This window comes from Sorangium sp. So ce1504 (genome assembly GCF_051521635.1).
GTDB classification, from domain to species: Bacteria; Myxococcota_A; Polyangia; order Polyangiales; family Polyangiaceae; genus Sorangium; species Sorangium cellulosum_B.
The window spans coordinates 3,930,325-3,950,159 of record NZ_CP150365.1 but is presented as its reverse complement, the minus strand read 5'-3'; the positions used below and the strand labels follow the sequence as shown (position 1 = coordinate 3,950,159).

The 19,835-nt window shown below is 72.0% G+C and carries 16 protein-coding genes; 6 read left to right on the top strand and 10 right to left on the bottom strand.

What is annotated here, in order from left to right:
- Positions 1–93 precede the first annotated feature (93 nt).
- The 3 genes from WMF39_RS14985 to WMF39_RS14975 all read left to right on the top strand — a co-directional run bounded on the left by WMF39_RS14985 (position 94) and on the right by WMF39_RS14975 (position 3,695).
- Positions 94–447, top strand: coding sequence for a universal stress protein (locus WMF39_RS14985; protein ID WP_437746185.1), 354 nt, complete (start codon positions 94–96; stop codon positions 445–447).
- 33 nt (positions 448–480) lie between these two features.
- Positions 481–1,446 (top strand): hypothetical protein, encoded by a 966-nt coding sequence (locus tag WMF39_RS14980; RefSeq protein ID WP_437746184.1) that lies wholly within the window; start codon positions 481–483, stop codon positions 1,444–1,446.
- A 206-nt stretch (positions 1,447–1,652) separates the two neighbouring features.
- A complete protein-coding gene (locus WMF39_RS14975; RefSeq protein ID WP_437746183.1) occupies positions 1,653–3,695 on the top strand; it encodes a multicopper oxidase family protein in 2,043 nt (680 codons plus the stop codon).
- 67 nt (positions 3,696–3,762) lie between these two features.
- On the opposite strand, the gene WMF39_RS14970 is transcribed toward WMF39_RS14975, so the two are convergent.
- From WMF39_RS14970 to WMF39_RS14940, 7 genes are all read right to left on the bottom strand, one after another.
- The gene (locus WMF39_RS14970) at positions 3,763–4,671 is read right to left on the bottom strand and encodes a PLP-dependent cysteine synthase family protein (protein WP_437746182.1); all 909 of its coding nucleotides are present in this window, start codon (positions 4,669–4,671) and stop codon (positions 3,763–3,765) included.
- A gap of 237 nt (positions 4,672–4,908) precedes the next feature.
- Positions 4,909–6,696 (bottom strand): acetate--CoA ligase, encoded by a 1,788-nt coding sequence (acsA, locus tag WMF39_RS14965; RefSeq protein ID WP_437746181.1) that lies wholly within the window; start codon positions 6,694–6,696, stop codon positions 4,909–4,911.
- Positions 6,697–6,846: 150 nt separating this feature from the next.
- Positions 6,847–7,104 carry an acyl carrier protein gene (locus WMF39_RS14960; RefSeq protein WP_437746180.1) on the bottom strand — a complete coding sequence of 86 codons (258 nt, stop codon included), beginning with the start codon at positions 7,102–7,104 and terminating at the stop codon, positions 6,847–6,849.
- Between the two features lie 3 nt (positions 7,105–7,107).
- Complete coding sequence (locus tag WMF39_RS14955) at positions 7,108–8,304, bottom strand: dihydrolipoamide acetyltransferase family protein (RefSeq protein WP_437746179.1); 1,197 nt, start codon at positions 8,302–8,304, stop codon at positions 7,108–7,110.
- Positions 8,297–9,325, bottom strand: coding sequence for a transketolase C-terminal domain-containing protein (locus WMF39_RS14950; protein WP_437746178.1), 1,029 nt, complete (start codon positions 9,323–9,325; stop codon positions 8,297–8,299). Before WMF39_RS14950 ends, WMF39_RS14955 begins: the two co-directional genes overlap by 8 nt.
- A gap of 113 nt (positions 9,326–9,438) precedes the next feature.
- Entirely contained in the window at positions 9,439–10,842 is a 1,404-nt protein-coding gene (locus WMF39_RS14945; protein WP_437746177.1) for a nicotinate phosphoribosyltransferase, read from the bottom strand.
- 24 nt (positions 10,843–10,866) lie between these two features.
- Positions 10,867–11,826 (bottom strand): ribose-phosphate diphosphokinase, encoded by a 960-nt coding sequence (locus WMF39_RS14940; RefSeq protein WP_437746176.1) that lies wholly within the window; start codon positions 11,824–11,826, stop codon positions 10,867–10,869.
- A 264-nt stretch (positions 11,827–12,090) separates the two neighbouring features.
- Between WMF39_RS14940 and WMF39_RS14935 the strand changes: the two genes are divergently transcribed.
- Positions 12,091–12,546 carry a CBS domain-containing protein gene (locus WMF39_RS14935; protein WP_437746175.1) on the top strand — a complete coding sequence of 152 codons (456 nt, stop codon included), beginning with the start codon at positions 12,091–12,093 and terminating at the stop codon, positions 12,544–12,546.
- A gap of 78 nt (positions 12,547–12,624) precedes the next feature.
- Positions 12,625–13,980, top strand: coding sequence for a phosphoribosyltransferase family protein (locus tag WMF39_RS14930; protein ID WP_437746174.1), 1,356 nt, complete (start codon positions 12,625–12,627; stop codon positions 13,978–13,980).
- Positions 13,981–14,013: 33 nt separating this feature from the next.
- On the opposite strand, the gene WMF39_RS14925 is transcribed toward WMF39_RS14930, so the two are convergent.
- Positions 14,014–15,165, bottom strand: coding sequence for a CapA family protein (locus tag WMF39_RS14925; RefSeq protein ID WP_437746173.1), 1,152 nt, complete (start codon positions 15,163–15,165; stop codon positions 14,014–14,016).
- A gap of 117 nt (positions 15,166–15,282) precedes the next feature.
- Between WMF39_RS14925 and WMF39_RS14920 the strand changes: the two genes are divergently transcribed.
- Positions 15,283–15,708: a CBS domain-containing protein gene (locus WMF39_RS14920; protein WP_437746172.1), complete on the top strand. Its 426-nt coding sequence runs from the start codon at positions 15,283–15,285 to the stop codon at positions 15,706–15,708.
- Between the two features lie 194 nt (positions 15,709–15,902).
- Here WMF39_RS14920 and polX read toward each other — a convergent pair whose 3' ends face one another.
- Positions 15,903–17,654 carry a DNA polymerase/3'-5' exonuclease PolX gene (gene polX, locus WMF39_RS14915; protein WP_437746171.1) on the bottom strand — a complete coding sequence of 584 codons (1,752 nt, stop codon included), beginning with the start codon at positions 17,652–17,654 and terminating at the stop codon, positions 15,903–15,905.
- A gap of 11 nt (positions 17,655–17,665) precedes the next feature.
- Positions 17,666–19,726 carry an NAD-dependent DNA ligase LigA gene (gene ligA / locus WMF39_RS14910; protein WP_437746170.1) on the bottom strand — a complete coding sequence of 687 codons (2,061 nt, stop codon included), beginning with the start codon at positions 19,724–19,726 and terminating at the stop codon, positions 17,666–17,668.
- Positions 19,727–19,835 lie beyond the last annotated feature (109 nt).

Below are 19,835 nucleotides of genomic sequence, written 5' to 3'. Positions count from 1 at the left end.
CACGGTGATTGCTGGGTCTGGCGGACACGGTAGTACGCGCCAAGCCGGTTCACCTCGGCCATGACACCTGGACCAGACCTGCAAGGAAGCAGCATGCAGCCTATTCACCGGATCCTGGTCGCCGCGGATCTCTCGGAGCTATCGGCCAAGGCGGTGAGAGCCGCCCTAGAACATGCGCGCTCCTGGGGCGCCGAGCTCCGGGTTATCCACGTCGCTGCCTCCAGGCAAGCGCAGCCGGGAGCTGCGGACGCGCTGCTCGGTATCGTGGCCGAGCTCGGTAGCGACGTTCACATCGTCCCGGTCGTCCGGGTGGGATCTGCCGCGGAAGAGATCGTCAGGACAGCCTCGGCCCTTGGGCCTGCGAAGACGGCCGCGGCGTGGTCGTCGGATGCATCCATCTGGTGGAGAAGACAGGGCGCTGTCAGATGCGGTGAACCTCCGCCGTGATTGGGAGTCGCAGCGATCCTGCAGGCAGTTTCCATGGTGTCCCAGCGCGACGCACCTGGACCCGAGCTGCCGTCCCCGAGGAGCGGTGCGCTCGTCGTGTCGACGCTCGCCGGCTTGCTGGGCGGGGCCGCGGCGCACCTCGAAGGACACACGCGTCTAGGAGACATGCTCTGGGCGGCCGGCGCGGTGATCGCGCTCGCCCTCGTGGGCGCGCGCATCCTGGCGGACGTGCTGAAGAAGCGGGCCGGCGTCGACGTCATCGCGCTCCTCGCCATCGGCGGCGCGCTCTTGCTCCGGGAGTACCTGGCCGGCGCGATGATCGGCGCGATGATGGCGACCGGAAGCGCCCTGGAGGGGTACGCGGCCGCGCGCGCGCGGCGCGAGCTCTCCGCCCTCCTCGCTCGCGCTCCCCGCACCGCGCACCGCCGCGAGGGGGCCGACGTCACGACCGTCCCGATCGGCGCCGTCGCCCCCGGCGACCTTCTGCTGGTCAAGGCGGGCGAGATCGTGCCAGTCGACGGGCTCGTCGTGGGCGCGCGGGCGCTCCTCGATGAATCGGCGCTGACCGGAGAGCCGCGGCCGGTGGAAAAGGCGCCCGGCGACCGCGTGGGCAGCGGGACCACGAACGCCGGCGCGGCCTTCGAGCTCCGCGCCGTCGCGAGCGCGGACGACCCGCGGCCCTGCAGGCCGTGCTCGATCAGCTGCGCGGGGACGTCATTTCCCTCTCGTATTGACCCAGGCGCGACACCGGGGCGGCGGTCGCCGCGCGCTCGGCGCGAGAACCATCGCTCGCTCAGCTACTTCTCCGAGCCTCCGCGTGCACCGCGTCGTCGCGGCGATCGACTGCGGCACGCTGGTCAACCTCGATCCGGCTCGTCCTCTGGGCGTGGGGCGCGTGGAGCCCCGCCCCGGCTGGATGACGCCGGTGGCCGCGCCGTCGCAGGCATCGGGGCTGTCGGCCCTGGCGATGCTCACCATCGACCCCTCGAACGACGGTAAGACGTATGTCGACGGCGACCTCGTGGCCGACGCTGCAGCGGTATTGCCGGGGTGCGCGAGGCCCTGCCGCGCCCGGACGGAAAGCCCATGTCAGCGGACCTCGTGTCGGCCTCGACGACGAGAGTCGCGTGGTAGGACATCGTGGTTGCGTCGAAGGGAACAGCCTCTATGCTTTCGCGCCAGTGTTCGACACGGGGGGTGGGGGGATGTTCACACGACGTCAGTTCTTCAAGATCGGAGCGGGGGGCACGACCCTCCTCCTCCTCGACAGGATCGGCGGCTCCGTTCGCACGGCGTGCGCGGCGATCCCCGGCGGCACGCTCGACCCGCTGGGCGTGGACAAGTACGTGACGCCGCTGCTCGTCCCGCCCGCGATGCCGCGAGCCGGCAAGATCACGCTCCACGGCGGCCGGTTCATCGACTACTACGAGATCGCCGTGCGGCAGTTCGCGCAGCAGATCCTGCCTCCTCCCTACCCGGCGACGACCGTGTGGGGATACGGGCCGAAGGTCGCCCAGGGCGGGCCCCGGATCTTCCACGCGCCGTCGCTCACGATCGAGGCTGATCACGAACGACCGGTGCGGATCAAATGGATCAACGAGCTGGTGGACGCCGGCGGCAACTACTTGCCTCATCTCTTGCCGGTCGACCAAACCTTGCACTGGGCGAATCCGCCGGGAGGCAGGGAGGGCCGCGACATGCGCCCAGAGTTCGAGGAGCCGCAGGAGACGCCGGGACCTTACACCGGCCCCGTGCCCATCGTCACCCACGTGCACGGCGCCGTGAACGTCGGCGACGAGAGCGACGGTTACGCCGAGGCGTGGTATCTGCCCGACGCCGCCAACATCCCACCGGGGTACGCGACCAGGGGGACCTGGTACGATTTCTTCGCGGCGAAGGCGCTCGCCAAGTTCGGCGTGACCTGGGGGCCTGGATTCGCGATCGCCCAGTATCCGAACGCTGGTCGGGCCTCCACCGAATGGTATCACGATCACACCCTGGGGATGACGCGCGCGAACGTGTACGCCGGTCCGGCGGGCTTCTACCTGGTCCGCGGCGGCCAGAGCGACCTGGTGCTCGACGCGCGCACCCACAGGCCGGCCGTGCTCCCCGGCCCGGCCCCTTCGCGGGGCGACGCCCCCAACATCCACTATCGCGAGATCCCGATCGCGATCCAAGATCGCTCGTTCAACTCGGATGGGTCGCTGTTCTACCCGGACACCCGGGCCTTCTTCGACGGCATCAAGGGTCCGTTCATCCCGCAAACCGACGTCTCGCCGATCTGGAATCCCGAGTTCTTCGGCAACATGATCATGGTGAACGGCAATACCTGGCCGTTCCTGGCGGTCAAACAGCGCCGCTACCGCTTCCGCTTCCTCAACGGCTGCCAGTCGCGTTTCTTGATCCTGGATTTCAATCAGATCCCGGGTGTAGAAGTCTGGATGATCGGAAACGAGGGCGGCTTTCTGGATTCGCCGGTGAACCTCACCGCGACCAACGGCAACAGGCTGCTCATGGCGCCGGCCGAGCGCGCGGATCTCATCGTCGACTTCGGCCGTGTCCCGAAGGGCCGCCACATCCTCGCCAACGTCGGCCCGGACGAGCCGTTCGGCGGCGGCGCGCCAGGCGTCGATTTCGACCCGGCGGACCCGGCCTCCACCGGGCAGATCATGGCCTTCGACGTGATGCACACGCGGGGATGTGATCACAGCACACCGCCGCGCTTCCTGCTGTTGCCGCCCGCTCCGCCGCTGCCGCCCGAGGACAGGACGCGACCGCTCGTCCTGAGCGAGGTCATGTCGGCGCACTTCCCGGATGCGCCGGCGGCGGCGCTGCTCGGGAGGATCGAGGACGGCGAGGTCGAGCTGCTGGCGTGGGAGGACGATGTCACCGAGAATCCGCAGGTGGGGGACACGGAGGTCTGGGAGCTCCACAACTTGACGGGCGACGCCCATCCCATCCACATCCACGAGACCCTGTTCGAGGTGGTCAATCGGCAGGCCCTGGACATCGAGGCCTCGCCGGGAGGGCAGATGCCGCCGCTCGTCGGCGCTGCACGCCCGCCGGAGCCGTGGGAGACGGGCTACAAGGACACGGTGATCGCCTATCCAGGCGAGGTGACGCGCATCCGGGCGCGGTTCCTCACCGCCGGCCAGTACGTGTGGCACTGCCACATCCTCGAGCACGAAGACAACGAGATGATGCGGCCGTACCGCATCGGCCCCGTCCAGCCGGGACAACCGACCTGAGGGACGCGACGAGGGGCGATGCCTTCCGCGCGCAGCCGCGGGATCGCAGGACGAAGGGGGCCGCGGCTCATCGCGAGAACCATCGCTCGCTCAGGTATTTCTCCCCTTCGTCCGGGAACAAGGTCACCACGTTCCTCAGGGCAGGGCTCTTCTCCTTGACCCGCCTGGCGGCCAGGAGGTTCGCACCGGAGGAGACCCCGACGAAGCAGCCGTGCACACGCGCGATCCGCCTCGCCTCCTCTATCGCCTCTCCGTCCTCGACCCGGATGACGTCGTCGATGAGCTCGATGTTGTCCTCGATGAGCGGAGGCACGAACCCCTCGCCGATGCCCTCGATCCGGTGGGGCCGGCACACCTCGGGCCGGCCGCGCAGGCGCCCGTAGACGAGGGCGCACCGGGCAGGCTCGACGCCGAAGACCTGGACCTCCGGGTTGACCCGCCGGAAGGCCCTCGCGAGGCCGATCAGGGTCCCTCCGGAGCCGATCGCGGCGACGACCGCGTCGATCCGCCGGCGCCCGGAGGCGCGAAGGATCTCCCCGCCGAGGTGCTCGTCGTGGTCTTGGGCGTTCCAGGGGTTTGCGAACTGGTTCACATGGAAATGACCCTTTTCCTTCCCCAGGGCGCTCGCCCTTTGCACGGCGATATCCATCCGATCCCGCGGGACGGTCCGCACGTCGGCGCCGAACGCCCTCATCATCTTGTAGCGCTCCTCGGAGAGGCCCTCGGCGATGAAGATCGTCACCTTGTAGCCTTTCACGGCGCCGACCATGGAGACGGCAGCTCCCGTGTTTCCGGACGATGCCTCAACGATCGTGGCGCCCTTCTTCAGGAGCCCTTCCTTCTCCGCCTTCTCGATGATGTACCTGGCGAGCCTGTCTTTGATGGAGCCAGAGGGGTTGAGGTACTCGCATTTTACGTGAACGCCGTCGAACCTCAGCAGGGGAGTTTCGCCTATCGCATCGAGTATCGTCTTCATGTCCACGGCCCCGCGTTGTCCAGCGCGTGTACCGGCGCGACGGCCTCGCGCCGCGCTCCCCTTGCGCCGCTCTGCTGGCTGGCGGTGCACGAGCTGGGCCGCTCGGCTGCGTCACCGCCGTAATCGCTCGCGAGGCGTGATGTCTCCAGCCGCGGCGCGTCGCGCCGCGTCATGCCTTCTCGTCGGCCCCGCGGCGAGGCGCTCAGCCGCTCGAGCGCCGTCGTGTCCGCGGGGCGCTCACGGCGCCTCCTCCCCGGCCGTGCCGGTCGCCCCCGCGGCCGCCTCGAGCGTGGACAGGTCGCCCTCGGGCAGACCGAGCTCGCGCGCCCGGAGCAGCCGCCGCATGATCTTGCCGCTGCGCGTCCGCGGCACCGAGCCGGCGAAGGCGATCTCGCGCGGCGCGACCGCCGGCCCGAGGTGCTTGCGCGCGAAGCCGATGAGCTCCCGCTCGATGTCCGGGGACGGAGCGTGCCCGGGCTTCAGCGCGACGAACGCCTTGACGACCTCGCCGGCGATCGGATCCGGCCGCCCGATGACGGCGGCCTCGGCCACGGCGGGGTGCATGAGCAGCGTGCTCTCCACCTCGAAGGGACCGATGAGGTGCCCGGCGCTCTTGATGACATCGTCGTCGCGCCCGACGAACCAATAGTATCCATCCTCGTCTCGCCTGGCGAGATCTCCGCTCAGGTACCAGCCGCCCGCGAAGCACTTCGCATAACGCTCGGGGTTGTTCCAGTAGGCGCGAAACATCGATGGCCAGCCGGGGCGCAGCGCGATCTCCCCCTCCACGTCAGGCTGCTCGATCACCTCGACCCCCCCCTCGGGTGTGCGGCGGACGATCGCCGCCTCCACACCAGGCAGCGGGCGCCCCATGGATCCCGGGCGGACATCCACGGAGGCGAGGTTGGCGATCATGATCCCCCCCGTCTCGGTCTGCCACCAGCCGTCATGGAAGGGGCGACCAAACACCTCGTTGCTCCATGACACCGCGTCCGGATTCAGGGGCTCGCCCACGCTGGCCATGAAGCGGAGCGCGCGGAGGTCGCGGGCGCGAAGCGGCTCCACGCCGGCTTTCATGAGCATCCTGATCGCCGTCGGCGCGGTGTACCAGACCGTGACGCGCTCTCGCTCGAGGATCTCGTACCAGCGCTCGGCGTCGAAATCGGCCTCGTCGACGACCAGGGTCACGCCGTTCGTCAGCGGCGCGAGGATGCCGTAGGAGGTGCCTGTCACCCATCCCGGGTCCGCCGTGCACCAGAAGATGTCGTCCGGATGGAGGTCGAGGGCGAGCCTCCCGGTCACATGGTGCATCAGCACGGCCGCGTGGACGTGGAGGGCGCCCTTCGGCGTGCCCGTCGTCCCGCTCGTGAAGTGCAGCAGGGCCGGCGCTTCCGGGTCGGTCGGCGGGACCAGCGCCGCGGCGGGCGCCCCGTCGAGCAACCTCCGGTAGGAGAGCGTCCCCGGCGCCTCGCCGTCCACGAGGATCACGTGCTCGAGCCACGGCAGCTCGCCGCGGATCGGCGCGACCCTGCGCGCGTAGAGCCGCGAAGTGGTCACCAGCACGCGCGCCTCGCCGATGCTCATCCGCGCGCGCAGCGGCTCGGGGCCGAAGGCCGAGAACAGCGGACAGAAGATCGCCCGGTGCCTGAGCGCGCCGAGCGCGGCGACGTAGAGCTCCGGCGTTCTGCCGAGCAGCGTATAGACGCGATCTCCCGGCCGGACCCCCAGGCCGGCGAGCGCGCCGGCGAAGCGGGCCGTGAGCTCGGCGAGCTCTCCGTAGCGGATGTCCACCCGCTCTCCGTCCTTGCCGAGCCAGCGGATCGCGACGCGATCCCTGCCGGCGCCCGCGGCATGGCGGTCCACGGCCTCGTAGGCCATGTTGAGCCCCTGTCCGCCGGGCAACCCGGTCAGCTCGGCCCGCGCCTCCGCCCACGAGAAGCGGCGGCACGCCTCCGTGTAGTCGGCGAGGTTCGGCGGCGGCTCTCCCGCGCCGCGAAGCTTCGTGATCGGTCTGGGCGCCTGCATCGTCGCCTCCCTGACCGGCACGCAACGACCGTACCGGCGCGGGCTCTTGCCGTCGGCGCTGAAGTGGCGACAAAGAGCCCGCGCCGCCCAGGCGGCCGCGTCTGCTCCGCGCGCTGCTCGCGCAGCGCACGCACTCGGGCGCGGCTGACGCTACGCCGCGCGCTGCGCGAGCGTCTTCGCCAGGTAGTCGGTGCACCCGCGGACCGTCGCGATCCGCCGGTAATCCGACTCGGGCACGCCCACGCCGAGCGCCGCGTCGAGGGCCGTCACGAAGCGAAGGAAATCCATCGAATCGATGTCGAGCTCCTCGCGGACGTCACGGTCCGGGCCGAGCGCCCCGATGTCCGCCTCCGGCGCGATGCGCTGGAGCTCCCGGCGCACGACGGCCTCGATCTCGTCCTTGTTCATCGGTCAAAGTCCCTCCGGTCGTTGCAGGAGCGCGTCGAGCGAGGCGAGGTAGGCGGCCGCGCGGTGGCCGTCCGTCACCCGGTGGTCCGCGGCGAGCGTCGCGTTCACGAGCGGCCGCGGCACCACGCGGCCCTCGACGACCCACGGCCGCTCGGCGATCTTGCCGAACCCGACGATGGCCACCTGCGGCGGAAAGATGACAGGAAACACCGTCTCCACGCCGCGCTCCCCGAGGCTCGTGACGGTGATCGTGGGGTCGCTCATCTCGGAGCTGCGGAGCGTCCCGGCCCGGGCGCGCTGGACCAGGTCCTTCAAGGCGGCCATCAGCTCGCTGAGCGGCAGCCGGTCCGCGTCGTGCAGCGCCGGCGCCACGAGCCCGCCGCCCCGGAGCGACACCGCCACGCCGAGGTGGATCCTCGGGGCGGGCGGCGCCTCATCCCCCTCCCAGCGGGCGTTCAGCTCGGGGACGTCGCGCAGGGCGAGCGCCGCCGCTTTGAGAAGGAGCGCGCCCGGCAGGAGCCGCCCGGCCACGTTGCGCTCCGCGTTCTCCCGCTCGACCCAGGACATCGCCGTGCGGAGATTGATGGTCGTGCCGAGGTAGAAGTGCGGCGCCTCGCGCTTCGATCGGGCCATCGCCGCCGCGATCGCCCGGCGCATGCGGGCCGACGCCTCCTTCGTCATGGAATCGGCCGCCGCCTCCTTCGTGCCGGCCGCCGCCGCCCGCTCGATATCCACGGCCTCGACGGCGCCGTCCGGTCCCGTCCCCTGGACCCGCGCAGGGTCGACCCCGAGCTCCTGCGCCCGCCGCCTCGCGCGGGGAGACACGCGCGGCCCCCGCGCGAGGGCCGCGGGCGGCGGCGCGGCCTCCTGCGGCGCCGCGGCGGCCGCCGGGGGGGGAAACGGCGGCGCGGGCGCGGCGGGCGCGGCGGGCGCGGCGGGTGGGGGCGCGCCGGCCGCAGCCTCACGCCCCTCGAGGATCACGGCCATCGGCGTGCCGACGGGCACCTTCTGCCCGGGCTCCACGAGGAGCCGATCGATGACGCCGCTCGTGAACACCTCGACCTCCACGAGCCCTTTCTCTGTCTCGACCTCGGCGATCACGTCGTCGCGCGCGACGCGGTCCCCCACCGCGCGGCGCCACTTCACCAGCGTCCCGGCCTCCATGTCCGCGCCGAGCGAGGGCATCAGGAACTCAGACATCGCGCCGCACCGTCCTCTCCACGGCGGAGACGATGCGCGGGACCTGCGGCAGCGCCGCCTCCTCGAGGTGGCGCGCGTAGGGGATCGGCACCTCGGCGCTGCACACGCGCGCGACGGGCGCGTCGAGCTCGTAGAACGCGCCCTCCATGATCCGCGCGCTCACCTCGGCGGCGAGGCTCCCGCTCCGCCACCCCTCGTCGACGAGCACGGCGCGGTGCGTCCGCCGCACGGTCGCGAGGATCGCCCCCTCGTCGAGCGGCCGCAGGCACCGGAGGTCCAGCACCTCGGCCTCGACGCCGCGGCCCGCGAGCTGCTCGGCCGCGGCGAGCGCCTTCGGGACCGAGCCGCCGTGGGCGATCAGGCTCACGTCGCGGCCCGCGCGCCGCACCTCCGCGCGGAAGGGAGCCGCGGGGGGCGCCTCGTCGTCGAGCTCGCCCTCCATGGGGTAGAGGTACTGGTGCTCGAAGACGACCACCGGGTCTGGATCGTCGAGCCCGGCGAGCAGCATGTCGCGCGCGTCCTGCACCGTCGCGGGCGCGAGGGCCTTGAGCCCGGGCACGTGCGCGTACCAGTTCTCGAGGCTGTGCGAGTGCTGCGCGGCGAGCTGGCGGCCGCCCCCCGTGGCCATGCGCACGACGAGCGGGATCGTGAACTGGCCGCCGGCCACGATGGCGTAGCCGCCGTAGAAGCGCCGCTCCGCGCAGAACAGGTGCATCGACCCGCCGCGCCCGAGGGCGCAGCCCGTCGCCTTCCCGTACATCTCGGCCATCGCCGCGGCGGGCGAGACCCCGCGCTGCAGCGCGTGGCCGTGCTCGCGGTAGGCGGCGACCACGGCGTCGTCGTCCTCGAGCGCCCGCATCGCCCCGACCACGACCGCCTCTTCACCGATGTACAGGTGGAGGAAGCCGCGGATCTTCTGGAGCGTGTACAGCTCGGCGCACCGCTCCTCGAAGCGGCGGATGAGCAGCATCGCCCGGAGGACGGCGAGCGCCTCGGCAGCAGGGATCCCGACCGGGGTCACGCGGGCTCCTTCGAAGATCGCAGCCTCCTGCTCGGCACGGGCGCCTCCATCCAGCACACCTCCGCGACAGCGCTCGGCTCGAGCAACGATCGTACCGGCGCGAGAACCGGGGCTCAGGGGACGAGCCCCTCGCGGCGCCGCACCTCCGCGGCGGCGGCGCGCTGCCGCTCGGCGAGCACGGGAGAGCGCTCGACCGGATAGGACGGCGTCGCGCCCAGGCCCAGGAGCTCCGGAGGCAGCGCCGCCATCTCCTCGCGGTGCAGGGCGCGCAGCTCCGCGAGCGGGGGCATGGGGAGCGCGCGGCCGCCCGAGAGGATCGGCTGGAGCAGCGGCTCCCACGAAGGGCCCGGCGCGGGCTCGTCGCGCGCGGCGATGCGATCTCCGAGGTAACGCCCGTCGGCTCCGCGGCGCCTGTACACCTGCTTGGGCCCCACGAGCGTCTCCTTGCCTTCGCTCAGCTTGAGGCAGGGAGCCCCGTCGTGCTCGACGATCTTGTAGGCCATGTCGAGCACGGGCGCGTCCGCCGACATCCCGAGGCGCGTCCCCACGCCGAAGGCGTCGATCGGCGCGCCCGCCGAGCAGAGCGACGCCAGCGCCTCCTCGTCGATCCCGCCGCTCGCGACGACGCGCACCGCGTGGAGGCCCGCGTCGTCGAGCAGGCGCCGCGCCTCCCGGCTCAGCGCGAGCAGATCGCCGCTGTCGAGGCGCACGGCGGCGACCTCCTGCCCCCGGGCCGCGACCTCCCGGGCGACCTCGACGGCATGCGCGACGCCCCGGAGCGTGTCGTACGTGTCCACGAGCAGCGTCACCGGGCCGGGGAAGGTCGCCGCGAAGGCCCGGAACGCGTCGATCTCGCGCGGGAAGATCTCGATGAACGCGTGGGCCACGGTGCCCGAGACCGGGACGCCGAGCCGCGCTCCGGCCAGGAGGTTGCTCGTCGCGGCGAAGCCGCAGAGCCAGGCGGCCCGCGCCACGGCGACCCCCGCCTCGACGCCGGGCGCGCGCCGCAGGCCGAAGTCGACGAGCGCCTTGCCGCGCGCGGCGGCGACGCAGCGCGCCGCCTTGGACGCGACCAGCGTCGGGAAATGGATCGCGTTGAGGAGGATCGTCTCGACGACCTGCGCCTCGACGAGGGGCGCCTGCACTTCGAGGATCGGCTCGTCGGCGAACACGGCCCGGCCCTCGCGCACCGCCCACACGTCGCCGGTGAACCGCAGGCGGCCGAGCGCGTCGAGCGCGTCCTCGCGCACGGCGCCGGTCGAGCGCAGGTAGTCGAGCGCGGCGCCGTCGAACGCGAACGCGCGCAGGCGGCGGGCCGCCTCCTCGATCCCCGCCGCGATCAGGTACGCGCGCCGCGGCGGCAGCCGCCGCGCGAAGAGGCTGAAGGTGGCCGTCCCCCCGACGCCGAGCGCGAGGTAGCTCGCGGCCATGGTGATCTCGTAGAGATCCGTGCAGAGCGCGACCTCCGCGCCCTCGCCGCTGCCCGTCCGCGCGCCCCCGTCGTCGATGCCGCTCATGGGTCCTCCTGCTCGGGTGCCGGCTCAGCGCGGAGGGCTCGCGGCCTCGCCGCGCGCGAGCAGCGCCTCCAGCGACCCGCCGTCGTGAAGGAGCCGGATGGCCTCGGCCAGCAGCCCGTCCAGACGGACGAGCTCGACGGGGATGGCCGCGCCCATGGCGGCAGCGACGCTGTCGGTCACGAGGAAACGGCGCACCGGGAGCGCGGAGAGCCGGGCCATCGCCGGGCCGACGAAGAGGCCGTGCGTCGCGATGACGGCGATGTCCGGCGCGCAGCCCGCCGCGAGCAAGGCGTTCACGGCGGCCTCGATCGTCCCGCCGGTGCTGATCATGTCGTCGACGAGGAGGGGCGACCGTCCCCGGACCTCGCCCGAGATGGCGTGGACGCTGACGTCCTCGCCGCTCAGGCGGGTCTTGTGCACGACGGCGACCGGCAAGCGGAGGAGCCGGGCATGGCGATCCGCGAGCTTCGCGGCGCCCAGGTCCGGCGCCACGATGACGCTGCGTTCGGAGACAAACGGTCTCGCTGCGTCCGAGAGCAGCGGCGCGGCGCTCAGGTGCTCGAGCGGGATGGAGAAGAACCCCTCGAGCGCGGCATTGTGGAGGTCGACGGCCACCACGCGCGAGAGACCCGCCGTCCTGAAGAGATCGGCGACGAGCCGGGCCCCTACCGGCTCCCTCCCCGAAGCGCGGCGGTCGTGGCGGGCATAGCCGAAATACGGCACGACGGCCGTCACGCGCGGAGCCCCTGCGCGGCGACACGCGTCCGCGAGGAACAGGAGCTCGGCGATGTGCTCGTCGACCGGTGGGCTCGTCGGCTGGAGGAGAACCACGTCCCGCCCTCGCACGCTCTCCCGGATCTGCACGTGAAGCTCGCCGTCCGCGAAGCGGCGCACCAGGGCGTCGCCCAGGCCGACGCCGAGGCGCTCCGCCACGGCCCGTGCGAGAGGGAGGTTCGCGTTGCCCGCGAAGAGGCAGATCTCCATGGCTGCTCCGCTGCGCCGCCTTCCGTGTCGTGGGGGCTCATGGCGCTGCTCATTCGAGCTGTGACCGCTCTCCAGATGCAACCCCAGGGCCTGATCTGTCCAGTGACGTCCGCCCGCCTCCGCGTCATCACGCCTTTCCGCCTGATCTGTCTGATCTGTTTGCTCGCCACGTGCCATAGGAGCGCACCGGCCTCCATGCCCCTTCGGGCATGGGCTTCCCGGAGCCGACGCCGGCTCCATGGAGCGTTCGTTGGGAGGAATGCCGTGACAACTGCGGGGGAGCTCTGCAATCGGCGCGTCGTCACCATCGGCAAGACCGAGACCGTGATCGAGGCCGCCCGCCGCATGCGGGCGCATCACGTCGGCAGCCTGGTCATCGTCGACGAGCCCGCCGGGAGGACCGTGCCTGCCGGTATCATCACCGATCGCGACATCGTGGTCGGCGTGGTGGCGAACGCGAGTCCCTACCTGGAGTCTCTCCAGGTGGCGGATGTCGCGACCGAGCCGCTGATCACAGCGCGAGAGCAGGAGGACCTCCTGGACGTCCTCGGTAGGATGCGCGCCGAGAGCATCCGCCGCGTGCCGGTGGTGAACGACGAGGGGGTGCTCCAGGGAATCATCGCCTTCGACGATCTCCTCGAGTTCCTGTCGGACGAGCTCTCCGAGCTGAGCGCGCTGGTGACGAGGCAGCAGCGGCGGGAAGCGCAGAGGAGGATCTGAGGGCCGGGGAGGATCTGAGGGCCGGGTGTGTCAGGGGCGAGGACGTCACGGTCAGCACGCGACCGGAGGAGGGGCTTCATGCTGTTTCGAGATCGCGTTGATGCAGGGCGCCGCCTGGCCTTCGCGCTGGGTCGCTACCGCGACGACACGCCCCTCGTGCTCGGGCTCCCGCGCGGCGGCGTCCCGGTCGCCTACGAGGTCGCCCGGGCGCTCAAGGCGCCGCTCGACGTCTGGGTGGTGCGCAAGCTCGGCGCTCCGGGGTACGAAGAGCTGGGCATGGGCGCCATCTCGGAGGGGGGAGAGGTGTACCTCAATGAGGAGGTGCTCGCGGAGCTCGGCGTCCCCCAGGAGGAGGTCGCGGAGATCGTGGACCGCAAGGCCGCCGAGGTCGAGTCGCGCGTGCAGCGCTTTCGGCGCGGCCGGCCGCCGGTCGACGTCGAGGGCCGCACCGTCGTCGTCGTCGACGACGGCATCGCGACCGGCGGGACCGTGCGCGCCGCGCTCCGGGCCATCCGGCGGCGCGGACCGAGGCGCCTCGTCCTCGCGGTCCCGGTCGCGTCGGCAACGACGCTCGAATCCTTGCGCCCCGAGGTCGATGAGGTGGTCTGCCTCGACGCGGATCCGCAACTGCTCGCGATAGGCGCCTATTACCAGGACTTCCGCCAGACCACGGACGAGGATGTCGTGGAGCTGCTCGAGCGGGCGCGCACCGGCGACGCGGGCGCGGAAGGCGAGGAGGGGCCGGCGGGCCCGCCCGAGCCGGCAGAAGACCTCCCCGTCGAGCTCGCGCTCGATGACGGCGCGCGCCTTCAGGGCAGCCTGACGATCCCCGCCGGGGCGACAGGCATCGTCCTGTTCGCCCACGGGAGCGGCAGCAGCCGGCATAGCCCGCGCAACCGGTACGTCGCCGAGGTGCTCCAGAGCGCCGGGCTGGCCACGCTGCTCTTCGACCTCCTCACCGGCGAGGAAGAGGCGGTGGATGAGCGGACTGGCCACCTCCGGTTCGACGTCGAGCTCCTCGCGGGGCGGGTCATGGGCGCGGCCCTGACCACGCGCGAGCAACCCGAGACGAGCGCGCTCCGGATCGGCTACTTCGGCGCGAGCACCGGCGCCGCGGCCGCGCTGATCGCCGCGGCGAGGCGGCCAGATCTCGCGGACGCCGTGGTGTCGCGGGGCGGGCGCCCCGATCTCGCCGGCGCGTACCTCGAGCAGGTCCGCGCACCCACGCTGCTCATCGTCGGGAGCGCGGACACCGAGGTGCTCGCGTTGAACCGGCAGGCGCTCGCGCTCCTGCGCGGACCGCGACAGCTCGCGATCGTGGAAGGAGCGACGCACCTGTTCGAGGAGCCAGGGACGCTGGAAGAGGTCGCGCGCGCGGCCAGCGCGTGGTTTGCTCGCTACCTGGTGCTCCAGGTGCTCGAGGCGACCGCGTAGCTGCACGAGGGCAGCGGCGCGGTGCTCGCGGAATCAGCTCCAGCGCAGCAGCAGGCTGCCTTCCTCCCCGAGCTCGACGCTCGTCCCGAACCGCGCGCCCTCTCGGCTCAGCGCGTCCCTCAGCCAGAGCGCGTCCTCTTGCGCGGCGCGGTGGAGGCGAAATTTCCTCATCCGCAGCGGCACCAGCTCCAGGCGGGCGAGCTCCCCGGTCCCCGCGCGCAGCGTGGCAAAGTACATCATGGCCAGATCGCCTCGATAGGCCTCGTGTCCGCTGATGCCTTCATAGTCGTTCACGAAGTCGCCACAGCCGTAGAGGATCAGCCGCCCCGCGTGGACCTCGATCGCCTTCGGATGATGCGAGGAGTGCCCGTGAACCACGTCGACGCCGGCGACGTCGACGAGGGCGTGGGCGAGCGTGACCTGCTCCTCCGGGACCTCGTACCCCCAGTTCGGGCCCCAGTGGATCGAGGCCACGACGATGTCGCCCTCCCGCCTGGCCGCCCGCACCGCGCCCAGCACGCGACCGACCTCCGCGGGAGACGACTCATCGACCAGGTGAATGCCCGGGCGGTCCACCGAGGCGCCCCAGCGCCGCGGGACGCCGCTCGTCTCCGAGCCCAGCGAGAAGATGAGGACCCTCCCCTCGCCCTCGATCTCGATGAGCGCCGGCGCCGCCGCCTCATCGAGGTCGCGGCCCGCGCCGGCCGTCGTCACGTTCGCCGACCGGAGCGCGGCGATCGTGTCGATCAGCCCGGCAACTCCCCAGTCGAGGACGTGGTTGTTGGCCAGCGCGCAGCAGCCGATCTGCGCCGCGGTGAGGCACGAGACGTTCCCTGGGTGCATCCGGTAATTGATACCCTTGAGACACGGCTCATCGCTGGTCGTGATCGCCGTCTCGAGGTTGACCAGCCGGACGGCGGGCGCCCGCCGGCTCCACGCGTCGAGCGCGGCCCCCCAGACGTACGAGGAATCGACGGGCCGGGGAATGGGGCCGCTCGTGCGCTCGGCGAGCTCGATGTAACCCCTCGCGTCCTCCACGGCCAGCTCGTACAGCACCGGATCGCTGGGGCACGGCAGGATCTGATCGATCCCCCGGCCGGTCATCACGTCACCGCAGAGAGAGATGGTGACAGCACCCGCAGTCGACGTGCCCTGGGTCCGCTCCCTCGCCGCGCCTTGCATCATGGGTCGCCGCTCCATCGAGCTGCACGAGCTGCAAGGGAGAGACCAGGTGGCTCACGCGGGCGGCGCGGCGCATCGAAGGATCCACTGGTCCGCGAGTTGCACCGAGCGCGGAGCGAGATGCCGTTGCCCAGGATCCGCGCCACCAAGCTCATGACCGAGAGCCCTCGGACCGTGCGGGTCGACGACCCCATCGGCGAGGCGGTGGACGTGCTCCAGACGACGGACTTCCGCCACCTGCCGGTCGTCGACGAGCTGGGTGAGCTGGTCGGGATGCTCAGCGATCGCGACCTGCGCGCGCTATGGGTGCCCTACGCGGAGGACACCGCGGCGGTGGACGCAGCGCTACAGAAGGCCCGCGTGCCGGTGTCCGTGATGATGAGCAGCAATATCGTGAGCGTCGGCCCGGACGCGGACGTGACCGAGCTCATGGAGCTCATGCTCGACAACAAGATCGGCGCGGTCCCGGTCGTCGACGGAGAAGGTGTGTTGCTCGGTATCGTCAGCTATGTGGACGTCTTTCTCGGGATCCTCGGGGAGGCGTGATGATCCGTCGAGGCGTATCGAGGGGACTGCCGTCGGCCGCTACCCGGAAGACCGGTACGATGGGGATCGCGGGGATTCGCTCGGTCACCGTGGCCAAGTCTCACGATCGCGTTCGGGGCGTATTACTTCCCGGAGGATCGCTGTCAGAGCAGATGAATCGATTCACCGGTCATCAACAAGGGGCTCCCGATCGCTCATCCAGCCGATGACAGCGAGGCGTCGCGCCTGCGCCGGCCGATGAGCTCGAGGAACTCCGCGCGAGGCGCCGTGTTCGCGATGTCCGCCCCGGCGCACCAGCCCCGCCGCGCCTGATCGATCCCGTGGCGCATGAAGTCGAGCTCCCCCACGGCGTGCGCGTCGGTGGCGACCACGAGCTTCGCGCCGGCCTCGCGCGCGAGGCGGATGTGGACGTCGCACAGGTCCAGGCGCTCGGGCTGCGCGTTGATCTCGAGCAGCACGCCGAGCTCGCGCGCGGCGCGCGCGATCCGCGCGACGTCCAGCGCGTACGGCTCGCGCTTGCCGAGGAGGCGTCCGGTCGGGTGGCCGAGGGCCGTGACGAACGGGCTCTCGAGCGCGCGAATGATGCGACGCGTCATCGCGGACTCGGGCATCGTGAGCTTCGAGTGCACGCTGGCGACGACGTAATCGAGCGCCGCCAGCGCCGCGTCGTCGAGGTCGAGCGACCCGTCCTCGAGGATGTCGACCTCGGCGCCGTGCAGGATCGCGATCCCGCCGATCGTCCGGCGGAGCCTGTCGACGGCCCTCGCCTGCTCGCGGAGCCCGCGCGCGTCGAGCCCGCGCGCCACGCGGACCGCCTGCGTGTGATCGGTGATCGCCACGTAGTCGTACCCGCGCGCCTTGCACGCCCTGACCATCGCCTCGAGCTCGTCGCGCCCGTCCGTGTACGTCGTGTGCACGTGCAGGTCACCCCGGATGGCGCCGACCTCGACGAGCTCGGGCAGCCGGCGCTCGCGCGCGGCCTCGATCTCGCCGGCGTCCTCGCGCAGCTCGGGCGGGATCCAGGGCAATCCCACCGCGCGAAAGACGTCCACCTCCGCCTGGCCCGCGATCCGCCGGTCGCGCCGGAAGACCCCGTATTCGTTGATCTTCAGCCCGCGACCCACGCCCAGCGTGCGGACGGCGATGTTGTGGGCCTTCGAGCCGGTGAAATAGTGGAGGGCCGCGCCGTAGGACTCCGGCGGCACGACGCGGAGGTCGATCTGGAGCCCGGACCGCAGGACGACCGAGCACTTCGTCGCGCCGTGGGCGAGCACCTGCTTGATCTGCGGGTACGCCATCAGGCGCGCCGCGACGGGCTCGCCCTGCCTCGCGGACACGAGGATGTCGACGTCGCCCACCGTCTCCTTGCGGCGCCGGAGGCTGCCAGCCACCTCGACCGCCAGGGCCTCGCGCGCGGCCCGGAGGTGCCTGAGCAGCGGCTCGACCTGCGCCTCGGCGTCCGCGAGCCGCACGCGCCCGGCGGTCGCCCGCCGCTTCACGCAGCCGTCGAGGATCGTCGCGGCGAGCTTCTCGCCGAAGCCGCGCACCTCGAGGAGGCGACCCGACCGAGCGGCCTGCTCGAGCTCGTCCGCCGTCTTGATGCCGAGCCTCTCGTACAGCAGCCGCGCGCGCTTCGGCCCGAGCGACGGGATCCGCATCATCTCGACGAGGCTCTCGGGGGTCTTCGCCGCCAGCTGCTTCAGCAGCGGCAGCTCGCCGGTCTCGAGGAGCTCGACGATCTTGCCCGCGAGATCCTTGCCGATTCCAGGCAGCGCGGTGAGCGCGCCCGCGCCCGCGCGCTCGACAATCCCGGCCACGGGCTCACCGAGCGCCGCCAGCGTGCGCGCCGCGGTGCGGTAGGCCCGCACGCGGAACGGGCTCTCGTCCTGGATCTCGAGCAGATCCGCCACTTCCTCGAAGATGCGCGCGATGTCGACGTTCTCCATGCGCCCCCCGTTCACGCCTGGACGAGCTTCCGGAACTCGCCCTCCGTCAGCAGGGCGACGCCGAGCGCCCTTGCCTTCTGGAGCTTTTCGCCGGGGCTCTCGCCCAGCACGACGTAGTCCGTCGACGCTCCGACGCTTCCGGACGCGCGTCCGCCGGCGCGGCGGACGAGCTGCTCGGCCTCGGGGCGCGTCATCGACGAGAGCGCGCCGGTGAACACCACGGTCTTTCCGGCGAGCGGGCTGGCCGCTGCGGCGGGCGCGGCGCCCGCGCGGCGGGGCCGGTGCGCCGGACGGACCCCGCGCTCGAGGCAGCGCGCGATGACCCGCCGGTGCTGGGGGCGCCCCAGGAAGCCGGCGATGCCGGCCGCAACGTTCGGTCCGATCCCCTCGACCTGCTGCAGCGCGCGCTCGTCGGCCGCCATCGCCGCCTCGATCGATCCGAAATGATCGGCGAGATCCTGCGCCGTTCGCTCGCCCACGCCGGGTATGCCGAGCGCGTGCAGGAAGCGCCACAGCTCGGTCTGCTTCGCGCGCTCGATGGCGCGCACCAGGTTCTGCGCGGATCGGGCCCCGAAGCGCGGGAGCCGGAGCAGATCCTGCTCCTTCACCGCGAAGAGGTCGGCGACGCTCTCGACGAGGCCGCCCTCGATCAGGGCCGTCACGGTCTCCCGCCCGAGGCCGCGGATGTCGAGCGCGCTGCGCGAAGCGAAGTGGCAGATCGACCGCTCCAGCTGGGCACGGCAAGCCAGGCCGGCAGGGCACCGATCGAGCGGCCCGTCCTGCTCCACGACCGCCCCGCACGCAGGGCACCGCGCCGGCATCGCGAACGGCGGGCCCCGCCGCTCGCCCGCCCGGGGAATGCGCTCGATCACCTCGGGGATGACATCTCCGGCGCGGATCACGCGCACGGTATCGCCGACCCGCAGGTCCTTGCGCCGGAGCTCCTCGCGGTTGTGGAGCGTCGCGCGCGCCACGGTGACGCCGCCGATCGAGATGGGCGCGAGCACCGCGACCGGCGTGAGCACGCCCGTGCGGCCGACCTGGACCACGATGTCCTCGATCGTCGTCGCCTCGCGCCGCGGCGCGAACTTGAACGCGAGCGCCCAGCGCGGGTGACGCGCCGTCGTGCCGAGGCGCTCGCGCGCGAGGAGGTCGTCGAGCTTGACGACGATGCCGTCGACCTCGACGCCGAGCGCGTCGCGGCGCCGATCCATCTCGCGGTGGTACCGGAGGATCTCCTCGTCGCTCTCGACCTGGCGGTTGTGCGGGCTGACGCGGAGGCCCCACCCGCGGAGGGCCTCCAGCCGCTCCCGGTGCCTCGTGAGCGCCGGGCCGCCCGCCATGGCCAGCACATCGTAGAAGACGATCTCGAGCGGGCGCGCGGCGGTGACGCGCGGATCGAGCTGCCGGAGCGATCCCGCGGCGGCGTTGCGCGCGTTGGCGAACAGCGGCTTTCCCTCCCTCACCAGCTGCTCGTTGAGGCGGCGGAAGGCGGCCGTGGCCATGAGCACCTCGCCGCGCACGGACAGCCGCTCCGGAGGCGGCCGGCCGTCATCGACGAGCCGGAGGGGCACGGAGCGGATCGTCTTCACGTTGGCGGTGACGTCCTCGCCGCGCTCGCCGTCCCCCCGCGTCCCGGCGCGGACGAGCGCGCCGCGCTCGTACACCACCTCGATCGACGCGCCGTCGAGCTTCGGCTCTGCCACGAACGCGGGCCGGCCCTGGCCGAGCGCCTGGCGAAGGCGGTCGATGAAGCGCCGCACGTCCTCCTCGTGGACCACCGAGTCGAGGCTGAGCATCGGCGCCAGGTGGCGGACCTCGGGGAACGCCGGCAGCGGGGCTCCGGCCACGCGCTGCGTCGGCGAGTCCGGGGTCACGAGCTCCGGATAGAGCCCTTCCAGCCGCTTCAGCTCGTCGAGCCGGCGATCGTACTCGGCGTCCGAGACGACCGGGCGATCGAGCACATAATAGAGGTGGTCGTGGACCCGGATCTCGCGGCGCAAAGCCTCGATCCGACGGCGCGTGTCCTCGCGCGGTTGGCGCGTAACCCCGGCCGGCGATGCCGTGCTCATGCGTCGGATCCCTTCCAGCCGGCGGCGCGCTCGATCGCTCTCGCCGCCGTGCCGTTCACGGAGGCAGGCGGTGTGCCACGAGGCCGGCCCGCGCGGCCGCTGCGCCCTG

Bases quoted from the DNA above. Each gene is read 5' to 3' on its own strand.
- WMF39_RS14985 (WP_437746185.1), top strand. From the start codon at position 94: ATGCAGCCTATTCACCGGATCCTGGTCGCCGCGGATCTCTCGGAGCTA.
- WMF39_RS14980 (WP_437746184.1), top strand. From the start codon at position 481: ATGGTGTCCCAGCGCGACGCACCTGGACCCGAGCTGCCGTCCCCGAGG.
- WMF39_RS14975 (WP_437746183.1), top strand. From the start codon at position 1,653: ATGTTCACACGACGTCAGTTCTTCAAGATCGGAGCGGGGGGCACGACC.
- WMF39_RS14970 (WP_437746182.1), bottom strand. From the start codon at position 4,671: ATGAAGACGATACTCGATGCGATAGGCGAAACTCCCCTGCTGAGGTTC.
- acsA (WP_437746181.1), bottom strand. From the start codon at position 6,696: ATGCAGGCGCCCAGACCGATCACGAAGCTTCGCGGCGCGGGAGAGCCG.
- WMF39_RS14960 (WP_437746180.1), bottom strand. From the start codon at position 7,104: ATGAACAAGGACGAGATCGAGGCCGTCGTGCGCCGGGAGCTCCAGCGC.
- WMF39_RS14955 (WP_437746179.1), bottom strand. From the start codon at position 8,304: ATGTCTGAGTTCCTGATGCCCTCGCTCGGCGCGGACATGGAGGCCGGG.
- WMF39_RS14945 (WP_437746177.1), bottom strand. From the start codon at position 10,842: ATGAGCGGCATCGACGACGGGGGCGCGCGGACGGGCAGCGGCGAGGGC.
- WMF39_RS14940 (WP_437746176.1), bottom strand. From the start codon at position 11,826: ATGGAGATCTGCCTCTTCGCGGGCAACGCGAACCTCCCTCTCGCACGG.
- WMF39_RS14930 (WP_437746174.1), top strand. From the start codon at position 12,625: ATGCTGTTTCGAGATCGCGTTGATGCAGGGCGCCGCCTGGCCTTCGCG.
- WMF39_RS14925 (WP_437746173.1), bottom strand. From the start codon at position 15,165: ATGATGCAAGGCGCGGCGAGGGAGCGGACCCAGGGCACGTCGACTGCG.
- WMF39_RS14920 (WP_437746172.1), top strand. From the start codon at position 15,283: ATGCCGTTGCCCAGGATCCGCGCCACCAAGCTCATGACCGAGAGCCCT.
- polX (WP_437746171.1), bottom strand. From the start codon at position 17,654: ATGGAGAACGTCGACATCGCGCGCATCTTCGAGGAAGTGGCGGATCTG.
- ligA (WP_437746170.1), bottom strand. From the start codon at position 19,726: ATGAGCACGGCATCGCCGGCCGGGGTTACGCGCCAACCGCGCGAGGAC.